15 protein-coding genes are annotated in these 16,239 nt (G+C 72.2%); 3 read left to right on the top strand and 12 right to left on the bottom strand.

Annotation, left to right across the window (positions count from 1 at the left end; all coding sequences use genetic code 11):
* Nucleotides 1-5: 5 nt before the first annotated feature.
* From ACWGDB_RS06155 to pdhA, 6 genes are all read right to left on the bottom strand, one after another.
* Nucleotides 6-1,115: a potassium channel family protein gene (locus ACWGDB_RS06155; RefSeq protein ID WP_453821299.1), complete on the bottom strand. Its 1,110-nt coding sequence runs from the start codon at nucleotides 1,113-1,115 to the stop codon at nucleotides 6-8.
* Nucleotides 1,112-2,482, bottom strand: a complete 1,371-nt coding sequence (locus tag ACWGDB_RS06150; RefSeq protein ID WP_453821298.1) for a molybdopterin molybdotransferase MoeA — start codon at nucleotides 2,480-2,482, stop codon at nucleotides 1,112-1,114. The genes ACWGDB_RS06155 and ACWGDB_RS06150 overlap by 4 nt, the downstream gene beginning before the upstream one ends.
* Complete coding sequence (locus ACWGDB_RS06145; RefSeq protein WP_453821297.1) at nucleotides 2,479-3,423, bottom strand: NTP transferase domain-containing protein; 945 nt, start codon at nucleotides 3,421-3,423, stop codon at nucleotides 2,479-2,481. The genes ACWGDB_RS06150 and ACWGDB_RS06145 overlap by 4 nt, the downstream gene beginning before the upstream one ends.
* Nucleotides 3,424-3,492: 69 nt before the next feature.
* Nucleotides 3,493-4,887 carry a dihydrolipoamide acetyltransferase family protein gene (locus ACWGDB_RS06140; protein ID WP_453821296.1) on the bottom strand — a complete coding sequence of 465 codons (1,395 nt, stop codon included), beginning with the start codon at nucleotides 4,885-4,887 and terminating at the stop codon, nucleotides 3,493-3,495.
* Nucleotides 4,887-5,891, bottom strand: a complete 1,005-nt coding sequence (locus ACWGDB_RS06135) for an alpha-ketoacid dehydrogenase subunit beta (RefSeq protein ID WP_453821295.1) — start codon at nucleotides 5,889-5,891, stop codon at nucleotides 4,887-4,889. Before ACWGDB_RS06135 ends, ACWGDB_RS06140 begins: the two co-directional genes overlap by 1 nt.
* The gene (pdhA, locus tag ACWGDB_RS06130) at nucleotides 5,888-7,024 is read right to left on the bottom strand and encodes a pyruvate dehydrogenase (acetyl-transferring) E1 component subunit alpha (RefSeq protein WP_427843586.1); all 1,137 of its coding nucleotides are present in this window, start codon (nucleotides 7,022-7,024) and stop codon (nucleotides 5,888-5,890) included. The genes ACWGDB_RS06135 and pdhA overlap by 4 nt, the downstream gene beginning before the upstream one ends.
* A 190-nt stretch (nucleotides 7,025-7,214) precedes the next feature.
* Between pdhA and ACWGDB_RS06125 the strand changes: the two genes are divergently transcribed.
* Entirely contained in the window at nucleotides 7,215-7,700 is a 486-nt protein-coding gene (locus ACWGDB_RS06125) for an Lrp/AsnC family transcriptional regulator (RefSeq protein WP_453821361.1), read from the top strand.
* On the opposite strand, the gene ACWGDB_RS06120 is transcribed toward ACWGDB_RS06125, so the two are convergent.
* From ACWGDB_RS06120 to ACWGDB_RS06110, 3 genes are all read right to left on the bottom strand, one after another.
* Nucleotides 7,645-8,022, bottom strand: coding sequence for a hypothetical protein (locus ACWGDB_RS06120; RefSeq protein WP_453821294.1), 378 nt, complete (start codon nucleotides 8,020-8,022; stop codon nucleotides 7,645-7,647). The genes ACWGDB_RS06125 and ACWGDB_RS06120 overlap by 56 nt on opposite strands.
* A 109-nt stretch (nucleotides 8,023-8,131) precedes the next feature.
* Nucleotides 8,132-8,722 (bottom strand): TetR/AcrR family transcriptional regulator, encoded by a 591-nt coding sequence (locus tag ACWGDB_RS06115; RefSeq protein WP_453821293.1) that lies wholly within the window; start codon nucleotides 8,720-8,722, stop codon nucleotides 8,132-8,134.
* On the bottom strand, nucleotides 8,719-10,236 hold the full coding sequence (locus tag ACWGDB_RS06110) for a 3-hydroxyacyl-CoA dehydrogenase (protein ID WP_453821292.1): 1,518 nt from the start codon (nucleotides 10,234-10,236) through the stop codon (nucleotides 8,719-8,721). The genes ACWGDB_RS06115 and ACWGDB_RS06110 overlap by 4 nt, the downstream gene beginning before the upstream one ends.
* Nucleotides 10,237-10,396: 160 nt before the next feature.
* Here ACWGDB_RS06110 and paaN point away from each other — a divergent pair, with 160 nt between their 5' ends.
* Complete coding sequence (gene paaN / locus ACWGDB_RS06105; RefSeq protein WP_453821291.1) at nucleotides 10,397-12,088, top strand: phenylacetic acid degradation protein PaaN; 1,692 nt, start codon at nucleotides 10,397-10,399, stop codon at nucleotides 12,086-12,088.
* On the opposite strand, the gene ACWGDB_RS06100 is transcribed toward paaN, so the two are convergent.
* The 3 genes from ACWGDB_RS06100 to ACWGDB_RS06090 are packed head-to-tail and all read right to left on the bottom strand — an operon-like array spanning nucleotide 12,085 to nucleotide 14,830.
* Complete coding sequence (locus ACWGDB_RS06100) at nucleotides 12,085-12,828, bottom strand: TrmH family RNA methyltransferase (protein ID WP_453821290.1); 744 nt, start codon at nucleotides 12,826-12,828, stop codon at nucleotides 12,085-12,087. The two genes, paaN and ACWGDB_RS06100, sit on opposite strands and share 4 nt — an antisense overlap.
* Nucleotides 12,825-14,051, bottom strand: a complete 1,227-nt coding sequence (locus ACWGDB_RS06095) for an HTTM domain-containing protein (protein ID WP_453821289.1) — start codon at nucleotides 14,049-14,051, stop codon at nucleotides 12,825-12,827. Before ACWGDB_RS06095 ends, ACWGDB_RS06100 begins: the two co-directional genes overlap by 4 nt.
* Nucleotides 14,048-14,830: a DUF5819 family protein gene (locus ACWGDB_RS06090; protein WP_453821288.1), complete on the bottom strand. Its 783-nt coding sequence runs from the start codon at nucleotides 14,828-14,830 to the stop codon at nucleotides 14,048-14,050. Before ACWGDB_RS06090 ends, ACWGDB_RS06095 begins: the two co-directional genes overlap by 4 nt.
* 242 nt (nucleotides 14,831-15,072) lie before the next feature.
* Here ACWGDB_RS06090 and ACWGDB_RS06085 point away from each other — a divergent pair, with 242 nt between their 5' ends.
* A complete protein-coding gene (locus ACWGDB_RS06085) occupies nucleotides 15,073-16,215 on the top strand; it encodes an acyl-CoA dehydrogenase family protein (RefSeq protein WP_453821287.1) in 1,143 nt (380 codons plus the stop codon).
* Nucleotides 16,216-16,239: the final 24 nt, after the last annotated feature.

Below are 16,239 nucleotides of genomic sequence, written 5' to 3'. Positions count from 1 at the left end.
AGACGTCAGACGGGCTTCATCCCTGGGGGCAGACGGCGGTCGTCGGGTGCGACCTGACTGCCCGGCGTCGCCCTCACGATGGTGATGAGCCGGTCCGTCAACTCCAGTGTGCCGACGTCCGGATCGTCGTATCCGAGCACCCGGTGCCCGCGTACGACGCTCACGATCAGGTCGTCCGTCTGGCGCGGGTTCTTGCCCACCTCGGCCTTTATGACCGGCCGTTCGACGATGTCGAGCCCGCTGCCCTGCTGGATCAGGTCCTCCAGCACCATGCCGGCGGCGGGGCTGAGCACGGAGAGGCCGAGCAGCCGCCCGGCCGCGCTGGCGCTGGTGATGACCGCGTCGGCGCCGGACTGCTTGAGCAGCGGCGCGTTCTCCTCCTCACGCACCGCGGCCACGATCTTCGCCCCGCGGTTGAGCTGCCGGGCGGTCAGCGTCACCAGGACGGCGGTGTCGTCGCGCTGGGTGGCGATGATGATCTTCCGTGCCTTGTGCACCTCGGCCCGCTTCAGGACCTCGCTGCGCGTCGCGTCCCCCGTGACCCCCGCGTATCCGTCCGCGACCGCCGCCTCGATCACCTTGGAACTCGGGTCGACCACGATGACCTGTTCCTTCTTCAAGCCCGTCGCGCAGACGGTCTGGATCGCCGAACGGCCCTTCGTGCCGAAGCCGACGACGACGGTGTGGTCGCGCAAGGTGGACCTCCAGCGGTTCAGACGCCATTCCTCGCGGGTCCGTTCGGTGAGGACCTCCAACGTGGTGCCGACCAGGATGATCAGGAACAGCACACGCATCGGCGTGATGACGAAGATATTGGTGAGCCGGGCGGCGTCACTGACCGGGGTGATGTCGCCGTATCCGGTGGTGGAGAGGCTGACGGTCGCGTAGTAGAAGGCGTCGAGAAGGTCGACGGCGCCGTCGGAGTTGTCGTTGTAGCCGTCATGGTCGGCGTAGACGATCAAGGCGGACGCCACGAGCAGCGACATCGCGATCGTGACCCGCTTGGCGACCTGCCGGAACGGATGCTCCACGATCTTCTTCGGGAGCTTCACGCGATAGGTGGCGACCCGCTCGTCCGCCTCGCGCGCTATGGCGTCCTGGCCCGGAAGTTTCACGTGAAACACACCTCGATACCGGCAGTGGCCCAGGGCAGGTCGAGCAGTTCGGTCTCCTGACCGGCACGGACTCCGCCCGGTGGGACGACGGCGATTGCGTCGGCCGCCGCCATGCCCCGCAGCATGGCCGGGCCGTGGTAGCGCAGCGGCACGGCATGATCGCCGCGCAGCACGACGGGGATGAGCCTGGTGTCGTACGGATGCCCGTGTGCCGCCTCGCTCAGCGGCAGCGTGTAGGGCTCCGGGGCGGGGCGTGCCGCGAGTGTGCGCAGCAGGGGTTCGGCGAGCGTGAGCAGGCCGGAGACGGCGGCGAGGGGGTTGCCGGGCAGACCCACGAGGTGCTGGTTCTCCTTGAGGCGGGCCAGCAGCATGGGGTGGCCGGGGCGCACCTTGACGCTGTCCACCAGGAGTTCGGCGCCGATGCGGTGCAGGGTCGGGTGGACGTGGTCGACGGGGCCGGCCGCGGTGCCGCCGGTGGTGACGACGAGGTCCGCGTGTGAGCTGGTGAGCGCCTTGCGCAGGGCCTTGGCGTCGTCGCCGAGCCGGCGCACCGCGGTGACCTCGGCGCCGAGGGCGCGCAGCCAGGGCGGCAGCATCGGCCCGAGGGCGTCGCGGATCAGCCCGTCGTGCGGGAGCCCTTTGGTGAGCAACTCGTCGCCGAGGATGAGCACTTCGACGCGGGGGCGGGGTACGGCAGTGACGGTGTCGTATCCGGCGGCGGCTGCCAGTCCGAGCACGGCCGGGGTCACGAGGGTGCCCGCGGCCAGCAGATGATCGCCCTTACGGCACTCCTGGCCGCGTGCGCGGATGTCCTGGCCGGGCTGGATCTCCCGGGTGGCGTGCAGATGGCCCTGAGCGCCCGTGCGGCCGTGCTCGCTGCGCAGGACGGCGGTGGTGTCCGGGGGGATGCGGGCGCCGGTCGCGATACGGACGGCCTCGCCGTCGGTGAGCGGCTCGGGCTCGCCGTGCCCGGCCAGCACACCCTCGTCCCGTACGTCCCAGGGGCCGGGGCCCGCGATGGCCCAGCCGTCCATCGCCGAGGTGTCGAAGGAGGGCAGATCGGTGAGGGCGGTGAGGGGAGCGGCCAGGGCGAGGCCCAGGGCGGCGTCGAGAGGGATGGAGACAGGGGCACGGCCGGCGGCCCGGGTGCCGGATCGGGCGGCGCGGGCGGCGATGTCGCGGGCTTCGGGCCAGGGGGTGGCCTTGTGGTGGCCGGCCGGCTTGGGGGAGGCCGGGGCGGGCGGGGTGGCTGCGGGCACAGGCTCGCCCGGTGTGTGGTGGCCGTTGTCCTCGTTCACGAGGGCGAGCACCTCCTCGACGTCGAGGTCCTCGGCGTCCTCGTCCGCCCGGATGCCGCGGGGGGTCATCCGGCGTCCGGGCGGGTGTCGGGGGTGGCGTCGGGGGCCACGTCGGACTTGGCGGCGGCCTCTTCGGCCCAGCGCAGGGCGAGGGCGGCGGCCTTGCGGGATGCCTCGGCGACCGCTTCGGGCCCGCCCTCGCCGTCCCTGGCCTGCGCCGCCGCGTACCCGACCAGGAAGGTGGTCAGCGGGGCCGCGGGCCGCGCCACGCCGTGGGCGGCGTCGCGGGCGAGGTCCAGCAGCGCCTTGGTGTCGACGTCGAGGTCGATGCCCAGTTCGTCCTTGACTGCGGAAATCCATTCATCCAACACGTGCCCATGCTCCCTGATGCGTGCCCTGGCGGTGGCGATGTCGTCCCAGGTGTCGCAGTCGAAGGACGCGACGGGGTCGGGGACGCGGGTGAGTGCGAGCGCGCCGGTCAGCCGGCGCAGGGGGAGGCCGGCGAGGCCGTCCCGCCCTTGGGTGAGTGCCGCCAGTTCGCGGCGCAGCGCGGGCGCGCGGTACGCGGCGACGAGCGGCTGGTCGCGGCCGTCGGCGTCGGTGAGCAGCGCGCCGTCGGCGCCGCCGGAGCGCAGGGCGGCCAACAGCCGCCGTACCGTGCCCGCGTCGAGGAACGGCAGGTCGGCCGAGAGGACGACGACCTGCTCCGCGCCGGTGTGCCGGAGCCCGGCGTCGAGGGCGGCGACCGGGCCGCCGCCGGGCGGGTCCTCACGCGCCCAGGTCACCGGACGCGCGGTGGGCCGGGGATCGGCGACGACCACGGTGGTGCGGGCATCGGCACAGGCGGCGAGCACCCGGTCGAGCAGCGGGCGCCCACCGACGCGCACCCCGGGTTTGTCCACCCCGCCGAGCCGCCGCGCGGCACCGCCGGCGAGCACGACGGCGTCGTACGCGACGTCGTGAACTGCATCGGCGGCGCCTGGCGCGCCCGTCGGTTCGTACGCGGTCACCCCCCGAGTATGCGTGCCTCCGCGATCACAGGGAACGCAGGGGAAGCAGCCGAAACGCGGGGGCCTTGGTCACAGCGTGCGCAGCAGCACCGCCGGGTGTTCCACACAGTCCGCCACGTACCGCAGGAAGCCGCCCGCGGTGCCGCCGTCGCAGACGCGGTGGTCGAAGGTGAGCGAGAGCTCGACGAGCTGCCGCACCGCCAGTTCGCCCTCGTGCACCCAGGGCTTGGGGATGATGCGGCCGACGCCGAGCATGGCGGCCTCGGGGTGGTTGATGATCGGGGTGGAGCCGTCGACACCGAACACGCCGTAGTTGTTCAACGTGAAGGTGCCGCCGGTGAGTTCCGCCGGTGTGAGGGTGCCCGTGCGGCCCGCCTCGGTCAGCCTGGCGAACTCCGCCGTCAGCGACTCGGCGTCCCGCGCGTGGGCGTCCCGTACGACCGGGACGACGAGCCCGCGCTCGGTCTGCGCGGCGAACCCGAGGTGCACATGGTCGAACTGGACTATCTCCCTGGCTTCCGTGTCGACCGTGGAGTTGAGCTCGGGGAACCGGGCCAGGGCCGCGGTGGTGATGCGGGCCAGCAGGGCGATCAGAGAGATCTTCGGTCCCCCTGCGGCGTTCATCGCGGTCCGCGCCCGCATGAGCTCCGTCGCGTCGGCGTCCACCCAGCAGGTGGCGTCCGGGATCTCCCGCCGGCTGCGGGAGAGCTTGTCGGCCACGGCACCGCGGACGCCCTTGAGGGGCGTACGGATGCCGGCGGGAGGGGCGGAGGAACGGACGGGGGGCTGCGCGGCCGGGGCGGCAGCGGAGGAAGCCGGGGCCGGTGCCGGGGTGGGCGTCACGCGCGCGTGCGGCTCGGCCGACGGCTGTGCCGTGCGTCCGTGCGCCTGAGCGGCCCGCAGGGCGTACTCGACGTCGGCCCGCAGGATCAGCCCCTCCGGTCCGGAGCCGTGCAACTCCCTCAGGTCCAGGCCGTTCTCCCGGGCGAGGCGGCGGACGAGGGGGGAGATGACCGGCACGGGCCCCTCGATCACCTCCCGCGCGGCAGCGGCGCCGTTGGCGGACACGGGTTCCACGGGGACGGCGGGTGCCGACTCCCCCGGGCGCACCCTTCTGCGCCGCGCCGGCGCCTCGGAGGTGCCGTAGCCGACGAGGACGTTGCCGGAGCCCTTGTCCGAGGCCGCACCCGAGTCCTCGGCCGGGCCGTCGGAGGCGGGCGCGCCGACGGCCACCGTCAGCAGCGGCGCGCCGACGGGAAGCTCGGAGCCCTCCTCGCCGAAGCGGGCCGTGACCACCCCGGCGTAGGGGCACGGGACGTCGACCATCGCCTTGGCCGTCTCGACCTCGACGACCGGCTGGTCGACGGCGACGACGTCACCGACCTCCACCAGCCAGCGGACGATCTCCGCCTCGGTGAGCCCCTCCCCGAGGTCGGGGAGCTTGAACTCCAACACCTGTGCCATCAGCTCTCGGCCTCCCACTGCAGACGCCCCACGGCGTCCAGGATCCGGTCCACGCCGGGCAGGTGGTGACGCTCCAGCATCGGCGGCGGGTAGGGGATGTCGAACCCGGCCACGCGCAGCACCGGCGCCTCCAGGTGGTGGAAGCAGCGCTCCGTGACCCGGGCCGCGATCTCCCCTCCCGGGCCGCCGAACCCGCCCGACTCGTGCACGACGACCGCTCGCCCGGTCCGCCGTACCGAGGCGCTGACCGTATCGTCGTCGAACGGCACCAGCGAGCGCAGGTCGACGACTTCCAGGTCCCACCCCTCGTCCCGAGCCGCCTCGGCGGCTTCGAGGCAGACGGGCACGGACGGTCCGTACGTGATGAGCGTGGCGCTCCGGCCGGAGCGCCGCACCACCGCGCGGCCAATCGGTTCAACGCTCTGCGGCTCGTCCGGGTTCCAGGTGTCCTTCGACCAGTACAGCCGCTTCGGCTCGAGGAAGACGACCGGGTCGTCGGAGGCGATGGACGCGCGCAGCAGCCCGTAGGCGTCGGCGACGGTCGCGGGCGTGACGACATGGAGCCCCGGAGTCGCCATGTAGTACGCCTCGGACGAGTCGCTGTGGTGCTCGACGCCGCCGATGCCGCCGCCGTAGGGGACGCGGATGGTGATGGGGAGCGGCATCCTGCCGCGGGTGCGGTTGCGCGTGCGCGCCACGTGCGAGATGAGCTGTTCGAACGCCGGGTAGGCGAACGCGTCGAACTGCATCTCCACGACGGGCCGCAAGCCGTACATGGCCATGCCCACCGCCGTACCCAGGATGCCCGCCTCGGCCAGCGGCGTGTCGGTGCAGCGGTCCTCGCCGAACTCCTTGGCGAGCCCGTCGGTGACCCGGAAGACACCGCCGAGAGTGCCGACGTCCTCACCCATGACGTGCACGGTGGGGTCGTCCGCCATGGCGTCGCGCAGCCCGCGCGTGAGGGCCTGCGCCATGGTGGCCGGCTTGGCGGCGACGGTGGTCATCGGTGCGACCCTTCCGACTCGGCTTCGAGCTCGGCCCTCAACTGGGCCTGCTGTTCCCGCAGTTGCGGTGTGGGCTCGGCGTACACATGGCCGAACAGGTCCATCGGGTCGAGAGCAGGGTCCTGGTTCATGCGTTCGCGCAGGTCGGCGGCCATGGTTTCGGCGGCGTCCCGGGCAGCCTGCTTGCCGGCCTCGTCGAGCAGGCCGCGCTCGGTCAGCTCGTGCTCCAGGAGCGTGATCGGGTCGTGCCCGCGCCAGGTCTCGACCTCGGAGTCGCCGCGGTAGCGGGTTGCGTCGTCGGCGTTGGTGTGGGCGTCGATGCGGTAGGTGATCGCCTCGATCAGCGTGGGACCGCCGCCCGCGCGCGCGTGCCGTACGGCGTCGCTCAGCACCTCGTGCACGGCGGCCGCGTCGTTGCCGTCGACCAGGCGGCCGGGCATCCCGTAGCCGACGGCCTTGTGGGCCAGCGACGGGGCCGCGGTCTGCTTGGCGAGCGGGACGGAGATCGCGAAGCCGTTGTTCTGGACGAGGAAGACGACCGGTGCCTGCCATACGGCGGCGAAGTTCAGCGCCTCGTGGAAGTCGCCCTCGCTGGTGCCGCCGTCGCCGACCATGGCGAGCGCGACCACGTCGTCGCCCTTGAGGCGGGCGGCGTGCGCGAGACCGACGGCGTGCGGGAGCTGGGTGGCGAGCGGCGTGCACAGAGGGGCCACGCGGTGCTCGTGCGGGTCGTAGCCGGTGTGCCAGTCGCCGCGCAGCAGGGTCAGCGCCTCGACGGGGTCCACGCCGCGTGCGACGACCGCGAGCGTGTCGCGGTAGCTCGGGAAGAGCCAGTCGCGCTCCTCGAGGGCGAGCGCGGCGGCGACCTCGCAGGCCTCCTGACCGGTGGTGGACGGGTAGACGGCAAGGCGGCCCTGCTTGGTGAGCGCGGTCGCCTGCGCGTTGTACCGCCGGCCCCGCACCAGCTCGGCATAGAGCCGGCGCAGCAGGTCCGGGTCGGCCTTCGCGGCGGCCTCGGTGCCCAGGACGCGGTACGGCTCCGCGTCGGGCAGCAGCGGCGCGGGGTCCATGCGGGGCTGCCAGGCGGGCGGCGGCGATGGCCGGTACGCGCCTCGCTGCTCCATGACCGTCATGACGGCACCTCCTCGTGGGAGCGACTACGGGAGGCGCAGCTCCAGTGACGCGCCTCACCTACCGATTGTTCGGTCGTCGGCACATTTTGGCTACAGGCGCCCTCAGGCTGTGGACAAACGGTTCTCCACAGCCTCCAATGAACGCAGTACGTCCACGGAGGGAAGGTGGGGGGACATGGCGCCTGAACAAATGGCCGAAAGCCCGGAAGAGGGCGCCCCCCTGCCACCGGCGCGGCCGCTCGACGCCATCGACGAGGACATCCTGCAGATGCTCCAGGCGGACGGCCGCGCGTCGATACGGTCGGTCGCCGAGCGGGTCCATGTCTCCCGTGCCAATGCCTACGCCCGCATCAACCGCCTCGTCGAGGACGGCGTCATCCGCGGTTTCGGCGCCCGCGTCAACCACGAACGCGCCGGTCACGGGACCTCGGCCTACATCACCCTCAAGATCGTCCAGAACACCTGGCGCACGGTCCGCGAGCAGCTCAGACAGCTGCCGGGTGCCTCTCACATCGCCCTCGTCGGGGGCGATTTCGATGTCCTGCTGCTGGTCCACACCTCCGACAACAGGGCACTGCGCGAACTGGTCCTCACCCGTCTCCAGGCGATCCCCGAGGTGCTCAGCACCCGCACGCTGCTGGTGTTCGAGGAGGAGGACCTGGAGCCGCAGGGCTGAGCGCCGAGTCGGACGGCCGGCCCGAGGCCATCGCCATGGCCGTCAGCGCCGCGAACAGCACCGGCAGGAGCGCGCATCCGAGCCCGGCACCGGCCGCCGTCATGCGCAGGACCCGCAGGGACCGGCGGTGCGGCAGTGCCCAGGCGATCGCGAGCAGGGCGAACCCCCGGAGGATCACCACCTCGATGCCGCTCGTGTAGCCGTCGGCGCGGAACATGCCGTACTCCCACACGAGGAGCGGCAGTCCGCGCAGCGCCGCCACGGAAGGCGCCCTCCACCACGTCGGATGGGCGCCGGAGAGCTGCGCGTCGTTCTGGATCACGCGTCCCAGTTCTCCGGCCCAGCGCGTCCCGGTCCATCGGGCGGCGTACTCACCCGCTCACGCGCGCGTACTCAGGTCGCCCGTCACGCAAGGTCGGCGTCCTGCGAGGTCAGCTCGCCCGGCGCAGTCCCCCGAAGACCAGCCGCGCCACCGTGTCGGCGACCTCGCGCTCGTTCATGCCGCGGCCGTCCGGGCGGTACCACTCGACGATCGAGTTGATCATGCCGAAGACGAGCCGGGTGGCCAGCCGGACCTCCACGTCCGCGCGCACCTCGCCGTCGGCGGCGGCCGCCTTCAGCAGGGCGGCGACCTGGTGGTCGAAGTCGCGGCGCCGTTCCAGGGCCCACCGCTCGGTGTCGGTGTTGCCGCGCACACGCAGCAACAGCGTCACGTACGGCAGCTCCGCTATGAGCACCTCGACCATGCGCCGTACGACGTACTCCAGCCGGTCGGCGGCGTGCCCCCCGCGCGCGAGGTCCTCGTCGAGGATCCCGAAGAGGCCGTCCAGCGCCCGGCTGACAGCCCGGCGCAGCAGCTCCTCCTTGCCCGTGACGTGGTGGTAGATCGACGACTTGGAGATGCCGGCCGCGCGGGAGAGGTGCTCCATGGAGGTGCCGTCGTAGCCGCGCTCGTTGAAGACCTGCACGGCGACGGTGAGCAGCGTCTCCGGGGTGTACGTGTCGCGCTTGGCGGTGGTCATGAGGTGCTGCCCTCCCGCTTGTCGGAGGCGTACGCGTGGCGGTACAGCGCGAGGGACGGCGCGTAGCGCCCGGAGGGGTCGCGCAGATGCAGGTCGTCGAGGAGGGAGTACGCCCAGTTGCGGCCGAGCCTGCGGCTCCACTCGAAGGGCCCGAGCGGGTAGTTCACGCCCAGGCGCATGGCGGTGTCGATGTCCTCCTCGGTGGCCACCCCCTTGGCCACCGCGTCGTGCGCGAGGTCGACGACCCGGGCGACCGTGCGGGCGACGATCATGCCGGGGACGTCGCCGATGACGCTGACGTCCTTGCCGAGCGCCTGGAAGAGGCCGGTGGCCTCGGCCAGGGTCTGCGGCGAGGTGTCCTGGGAGGCGGACAGCGCGATCCGGGTGGCCCGGCGGTAGTCGACGGCCAGGTCGAAGTAGACGACGTCCCGGAACTCCACGGACGTCTGGCCGTCGGCGAGCGCGAGCTGGCCGCCGCCGGGCAACACCAGGCGGGTGCCGTGGTCCTCGTCCTCCTCACGGACCGGAATGCCCGCCTCGCGGATCAGCGCGAGCAGCTCGGAGGCGGGGCCCAGGTCACCCTCGACGACGACGTAGGCGGGCTGCCGGGCCTTCTCGGCGGTGTGCGGCTCGGAGGGCTCGGCATCCTCCGCGTAGTCGTACCAGCCGTGTCCGCTCTTGCGGCCGAGCCGGCCGGACTCGACCAGGCGCCGCTGGGCGAGCGAGGGCGTGAAGCGCACGTCCTGGAAGAAGGACTGCCACACGGAGTGCGTGACGGACTCGTTGACGTCCTGCCCGATGAGGTCGGTCAGCTCGAACGCGCCCATCCTGAAGCCGCCGCACTCGCGCAGGACGGCGTCGATGGTGGCCGGATCCGCGCCCTGCGCCTCGTGGACCGCGAAGGCCTCGGCGTAGAAGGGCCGCGCGATTCGGTTGACGATGAAGCCGGGGGTGTCCGCGCAGGCGACCGGCGTCTTGCCCCACGCGCGGGCCGTCTCGTACGCGCGCGTGGCCGACGTGACGTCGGTGGCGAACCCGGAGACGACCTCGACCAGCGGCAGCAGCGGAGCGGGGTTGAAGAAGTGCAGGCCGACGAAGCGGCCGGGGCTGTCCAGGGCACCGCCGATGGCCGTCACCGACAGGGACGAGGTGTTGGTGGCGAGCAGGCAGTCCTCGCCGACGATGCCCTCCAGCTCGCGGAAGAGCTCCTGTTTGACGTCGAGGCGTTCCAGGACGGCCTCGATGACCAGGGCGCAGTCCGCGAGCTCGGCGAGGGACTCGGCGGGCAGCAGCCGCGCGCGGGCCGCGTCCCGGTCGGCGCCGGTGAGGCGGTCCTTCTCGACGAGCCGGTCGAGGCGCGCGCCGATCGAGTCGGCGGCGGCCTGGGCGCGTCCCGGAGCAGCGTCGTACAGCCGTACGGGGTGGCCCGCCACCAACGCGACCTGGGCGATGCCCTGGCCCATGGTGCCGGTGCCGACGACGGCCACGGGGCTGCTGAGGTCGAGTGCTGTCATGTGCGCGATCCTCCCGCACGGGGTTTTCCACAGATGCGGCGGACCCCCTTGAACCGACCGATCGTTCGGTTACTCTAACTCTGACTGGCCTTTCCTGCCCATGTTTCTGCCCAGGTCATGAGCTCGACGGAGAGCTCTTGAAACGAGGAGTTGGTCCCGCATGGCCGCCGAACTGACCGCCCACGAGCTGATCGCCAAGCACCGGCCCACCCTCGACCAGGCGCTGGAAGCGATCCGCACACGTGCGTACTGGTCCCCGCACCCCGAGCACCCCAAGGCCTACGGTGAGAACGGCAGCCTGGACGCGGCAGCGGGCAAGGCATCCTTCGACGCCCTCCTGGGAGGCCGCCTCGACCTCGGCCAGCCCGGCACCGACGGCTGGGTCGGCGGCGAGGCCTCTCCGTACGGCATCGAGCTGGGCGTCGAGTACCCGCACGCGGACATCGACCAGCTGCTGCCCGCCATGAAGTCCGGCATGCGGGCGTGGCGGGACGCGGGCGCGGAGATGCGCGCGGTGGTCTGTCTGGAGATCCTCAAGCGGATCAGCGACCGCACGCACGAGTTCGCGCACGCGGTCATGCACACCTCCGGCCAGGCCTTCATGATGTCCTTCCAGGCGGGTGGCCCGCACGCACAGGACCGCGGCATGGAAGCGGTGGCGTACGCGTACGTCGAGCAGGTGCGCACCCCCGACACGGCGGAGTGGACCAAGCCGCAGGGCAAGCGCGACCCGCTCGCCCTGAACAAGCAGTTCACGCCGGTCCCGCGCGGCATCGCGATGGTCATCGGCTGCAACACCTTCCCGACCTGGAACGGCTACCCCGGGCTGTTCGCCTCCCTCGCCACCGGCAACGCGGTCCTGGTGAAGCCCCACCCGCGCGCAGTACTGCCGCTCGCGCTCACCGTGCAGGTCGCCCGGCAGGTGCTCGCCGAGGCGGGCTTCGACGCGAACCTGGTCGCGCTGGCCGCCGAGCGCCCCGGCGAGGGCATCGCCAAGACGCTGGCCACCCGCCCGGAGATCCGGATCATCGACTACACGGGCTCGACCGTGTTCGGCGACTGGCTGGAGGCCAACGCCCGCCAGGCGCAGGTCTTCACGGAGAAGGCCGGCGTCAACACGGTGATCGTCGACTCGACGGACAACTACAAGGGCATGCTGTCCAACCTGGCCTTCTCGCTGTCCCTGTACAGCGGCCAGATGTGCACCACCCCGCAGAACCTGCTGATCCCCCGCGACGGCATCCGCACCGAGGAGGGCCCGCGGACCTTCGACGAGGTCGTCGCCGACCTCGCCCGCTCGGTCGACGGCCTCCTCGGCGACGACGCCCGCGCGAACGCGCTGCTCGGCGCGATCGTCAACCCCGACGTCAAGGCGCGCCTGGAGGCTGCCGCCGGTCTCGGCGAAGTCGCCCTCGCCTCCCGCGAGATCGCGAACCCGGAGTTCCCGGACGCGGTGGTCCGCACGCCGGTGATCGTGAAGCTCGACGGCGCCAAGCCGGACGACGAGTCCGCCTACATGAGCGAGTGCTTCGGCCCGGTCTCCTTCGCCGTCGCGGTCGACTCGGCCGCGGACGCGGTGGAGTTGCTGCGGCGGACGGTGCGTGAGAAGGGCGCCATGACGGTCGGTGCGTACACGACCGACGACGAGGTCGAGCAGGCCGTGCAGGAGGCCTGCCTGGAGGAGGCGGCCCAGTTGTCGCTGAACCTCACGGGCGGGGTGTACGTGAACCAGACGGCCGCGTTCTCGGACTTCCACGGTTCGGGCGGCAACCCTGCGGCCAACTCCGCGCTGTGCGACGGGGCGTTCGTGGCGAACCGGTTCCGGGTCGTCGAGGTGCGCCGGGAGGCCTAGGCGCTGAAGCCCCCGGTGAGACTCCAGTGGTACAGCGTCATCGCCACACTGGTCGCGAGGTTGTAGCTGGAGACCTGGGGGCGCATCGGCAACGCCACCAAATGGTCGGCACGCGCGCGTAGTTCGGTCGACAGGCCGGTGCGTTCGGAGCCGAAGGCGAGGACGGCGTCGTCCGGGAGCTTGCTGCCCCGGATGTCGTCGCCCTCGGGGTCCAGGGCGAACAGCGGCCCGGGCGGCAGCTCCGCCACGTCCAGCCGCTCCACGGCGGTCGCGAAGTGCAGCCCCGCCCCACCGCGTACGACCGTCGGATGCCAGGGGTCGAGGGTGCCGGTGGTGACGACGCCGGTCGCGCCGAAGCCGGCGGCCAGACGGATCACGGCGCCCGCGTTGCCGAGGTTGCGCGGGTTGTCGAGGACCACTACGGGGGCGGTGCGCGGGGTGCGCGCCAGCTTCTCCAGGTTGGCGGCGCGAGACGGTCGTACCGCCAGGGCGGCGACCCCGGTGGGGTGCGGGCGCGGCACCAGCGAGGTGTACGTCGACTCCGGGACCTGCGTCAGGAGCGCGTCCAGAGCGTCCCGTACGTCCGGTGCCAGCTCGTCGGCGAGCGCGAGCGCCGCATCCCGGTCGACGGCGACCGCGACCGGGACCTCGGCGCCGAAGCGCACGGCGTGCTTGAGGGCGTGGAAACCGTCGAGCAGCACGGAGGTGCCGGCGAGCCGGTTCCAGGAGGTCACGGTCATGCCGTGAAGCCTACGTGCGCGTGCTCGGGGTTCTCCGGGGTGCGCGGCCCCGGCAGCTCCGTGGGGTCGTCACCGCGCCGGACCAGCCGCGACAGCCCCCCACGCGCGCGTGCCGCCCAGCCGCCGAGGCGGCGCAGGAACGACGTCGGCAGGAAGACCGCGTCCGCCGCGATCATCGCCAGGGAGAAGAACGGCAGCCCGAGGACGACCGCGATCACGGCGTGCTCGGTGATCATCGCGGCGAGGAGGACGTTCTTGACCCGCCGGTTGAACAGCGTGAACGGGAAAGCGACCTGCACGATGACCGTGCCGTAGGTGATGAGCATCACCATCGTGCCGCTGGACGACAGCAGGTCGGCGAGGGCGGGCCAGGGCGAGAAGTAGTCGAGGTGCAGCGGGTAGTGGACGGCGGTGCCGTCCTGCCAGCGGGAGCCCTGGATCTTGTACCAGCCGGCGGTGGCGTAGATCAGGCACGCCTCGGCCATGATCACCAGCAGGGCGCCGTTGTGGACGATGTTGCCGATGACGTCGAGCAGGATGCGGGGCTGGTCGGTCCGCGCCAGGCGGCCCACGATCCACCGGACGGCCAGTGCGAGCCAGACGCCCCACAGGATCACCGGCACGGTCAGGTCGCCGTCGAGACGGCCCACCGCGGTCACGGCGACCAGCGCGACCCCGAACACGCTCCACAGGAGCGGACCGATCCGGTCCGGCCCGACCCGCTCGCCACGCGCACGTGCCTCGCCCGCGCGCCTCGCCCGGCGCTCGTCCAGCGACCAGACCTGGCCGCAGCGCGTGAAAACGAGGTAGACGCACATCAGGTGCAGCACGTTGTCGCCGCCGTCGCCCATGAAGATGGAGCGGTTCTGCAGCGAGAGCACGCCGACCATGAAGAGCACGGACATCGTGCGGGTGCGCCAGCCGAGCAGCAGCAGCACGCTGGCCAGGACCGCGAGGACGTAGACGCTCTCGAACCAGAACCCGCTGCTCGACCAGATCAGGGCCGTGAACGACCCGTTCGTCCCGATCAGCTGCTGGGCCAGGTCGAAGTCCCAGGGACCGTCGGGGCCGTACATCTCCTGGCGGTGCGGAAACTCGCGCAGCAGGAACAGCAGCCAGGTCGCGGTGAAGCCGATACGGATCACGGCCGTCTGGTACGGGCCGAGGGCGGTCTCGGTGACCCGGGCGATGCCGGCGGAGATGGCGAGGGAGAAGCGGTTCACGGGGCGCTCCCCTCGTGCGCGCCCGCGGTGTCGGTCGCGTCGGCCGTGACCGACCACCAGGGCAGCACCCGGTAGGTCGGCTTGTCCGAGACCTGCTCGCCGCTCCACTTGGGCGGGTCCACGTTGGTGGTGCGGGAGCGAACCTGGACGCGTTCGAGGACGCCGCTCTCACCGGCCGCGTTCGCACGGTCCAGACGCAGCTCCACTATGCGTCGCAGGTACGTCTCGGACAGGGCACCGCGCAGGCCCACCGGACGGTTCTCGGCGTCGTGCGTGGCGACGAAGAAGTCCCAGGCCCGGCGCAGCTCGTTCTGCTGGGTGTGGCTGGGCAGCAGATTGCCGTCGATGGCCCGGCCGTCCTGGGCGGACAGGTCGTACCAGCCGGTGGTGCGGCGGCCGCCGTCGGCCGTGCCGACCTGGGCGCGGACCTGCACCGCGATGTTCTGCTGCAGCGGGTTGGGGGCGAACAGCTTCCAGTTCTGTTCGAACTCCGGATATATCCAGTCGTCGATCGCCTTGCCGTGCTGCTTGGTGACCGTGTTCGGCGGGGCGACGTGCAGAAAGACCATGCCTATGTGGACACAGACGGCTATCGCCACGACCGCGAGGGCGAGGGCGGCGCCGATCTGGTAGCGCAGGGAGAGGGCGGCCACGCCGGTGCGGGGTTCGCCGGACGGCAGCACGGGAGACGGCTCGACGGCGGACGGGACAGCGGCGTCCCGCGGCTCCTCGTCCGGCCCGTGCCGGGCCGCCGAGCCTGCGTCGTACGCGTCGTCCATGTAGCCCCGTTTCCCGATTCCGGTCCGTCTTCCCTCGGCGCTCGCACGGGAACGGTACTCAGGCCCACCCGCCGGGCAAAGCCCCAGCCGGGCCGCCGTCGCCCACACCTTACGGGGGTCCCACAAGGCCGTACGGGGCCCTGCGTGGGTCCTCCACAGAGCATTCCCTTCTTCTAGAACCTGTTCTATCTTGACGCTCCGTCAGATCGCCGTGGGTGTGGACGTGTGGAAGGGCAGGGACCGTGGACTTCACCTTCACCGAGGAGCAGCAGGCGGCGGCCGAGGCGGCGCGCGGGGTGTTCGCCGGGGTCGCTCCCGACTCCGTGCCCTCTCCCGCGCTCACGCCTGGTGCCGTCGCCGACGACTTCGACCGCGCCTTGTGGGCCCGGCTCGCGGACGCCGACCTGCTGAGTCTGCTGCTCGCGGAGGAGCATGGCGGGGCGGGCCTCGACGCCGTCGCGCTGTGCCTGGTGCTGCGCGAGTCGGCGAAGGTACTGGCACGGGTGCCGCTGCTGGAGAACAGCGCGGCGACCGCGGCAGTCCAGGCCTACGGCGGCCCCGAGCTGAAAGCCGACCTGCTGGCGCGGGCGGGGCGCGGGGAAGTCGTGCTCACGGTCGCCGCGCACGGCCGCACCGGCCACGACCCGGCCGAGCTCGCGGTGACCGCCCGGCAGGATTCCGGTTCCGGTTCCGGTTGGGTGCTGGACGGGGTGCAGACAGCGGTGCCCTGGGCGTACGACGCCGATCTCGTCGCCGTGCCGGCCCGTACGGCCGCCGACCGGACCGTCCTCGCACTGGTCCCGCGCGAGGCGCCGGGGGTCTCGCTCGCCGAGCAGTTCTCGACCAGCGGGGAGCGGCTGGGGGAGCTGCGGCTGGATTCGGTGGAGCTCGCGGCGCGGGACGTCATCGACGCCGAGGGGGCGTGGGAGTGGCTGCGGGAGCTGCTGGCCACGGGGACATGCGCGCTGGCGCTCGGGCTGGGTGAACGGGTGCTCGGGATGACCTCGGAGTACGCGGGCAAGCGGGAACAGTTCGGGCATCCGATCGCCACGTTCCAGGCGGTCGCCGTGCAGTCCGCCGACCGCTACATCGACCTGCGCGCGATGGAGGCCACGCTGTGGCAGGCCGCGTGGCGGATCGCCTCGGGGGCGCCGGGAGCGCTGCCCGCCTCCGGAGACGTGGCCGTGGCCAAGATCTGGGCCTCGGAGGGCGTACGCCGCGTCGTGCAGACGGCCCAGCATCTGCACGGCGGCTTCGGCGCCGACGTCGACTATCCGCTGCACCGGTACCACGCCTGGGCCAAGCACCTAGAGCTGGCGCTCGGCCCGGCGGCGGCACACGAGGAGGCGCTGGGGGATCTGCTGGCGGCGCATCCGCTGGGGTGACCTGCGGATACCGGGTGCCCTGGG

It is taken from the genome of Streptomyces sp. NPDC055013 (assembly GCF_053608645.1).
This window is presented reverse-complemented; position numbering and strand designations above follow the sequence as displayed.

What these genes read in the sequence shown, in the direction of transcription:
- pdhA (WP_427843586.1), bottom strand. Translation starts at nt 7,024, where the DNA reads ATGACGGTCATGGAGCAGCGAGGCGCGTACCGGCCATCGCCGCCGCCC.
- ACWGDB_RS06100 (WP_453821290.1), bottom strand. Translation starts at nt 12,828, where the DNA reads ATGACCGTGACCTCCTGGAACCGGCTCGCCGGCACCTCCGTGCTGCTC.
- ACWGDB_RS06115 (WP_453821293.1), bottom strand. Translation starts at nt 8,722, where the DNA reads ATGACCACCGCCAAGCGCGACACGTACACCCCGGAGACGCTGCTCACC.
- ACWGDB_RS06150 (WP_453821298.1), bottom strand. Translation starts at nt 2,482, where the DNA reads ATGACCCCCCGCGGCATCCGGGCGGACGAGGACGCCGAGGACCTCGAC.
- ACWGDB_RS06135 (WP_453821295.1), bottom strand. Translation starts at nt 5,891, where the DNA reads ATGACCACCGTCGCCGCCAAGCCGGCCACCATGGCGCAGGCCCTCACG.
- ACWGDB_RS06125 (WP_453821361.1), top strand. Translation starts at nt 7,215, where the DNA reads ATGGCCGAAAGCCCGGAAGAGGGCGCCCCCCTGCCACCGGCGCGGCCG.
- ACWGDB_RS06140 (WP_453821296.1), bottom strand. Translation starts at nt 4,887, where the DNA reads ATGGCACAGGTGTTGGAGTTCAAGCTCCCCGACCTCGGGGAGGGGCTC.
- paaN (WP_453821291.1), top strand. Translation starts at nt 10,397, where the DNA reads ATGGCCGCCGAACTGACCGCCCACGAGCTGATCGCCAAGCACCGGCCC.
- ACWGDB_RS06090 (WP_453821288.1), bottom strand. Translation starts at nt 14,830, where the DNA reads ATGGACGACGCGTACGACGCAGGCTCGGCGGCCCGGCACGGGCCGGAC.
- ACWGDB_RS06110 (WP_453821292.1), bottom strand. Translation starts at nt 10,236, where the DNA reads ATGACAGCACTCGACCTCAGCAGCCCCGTGGCCGTCGTCGGCACCGGC.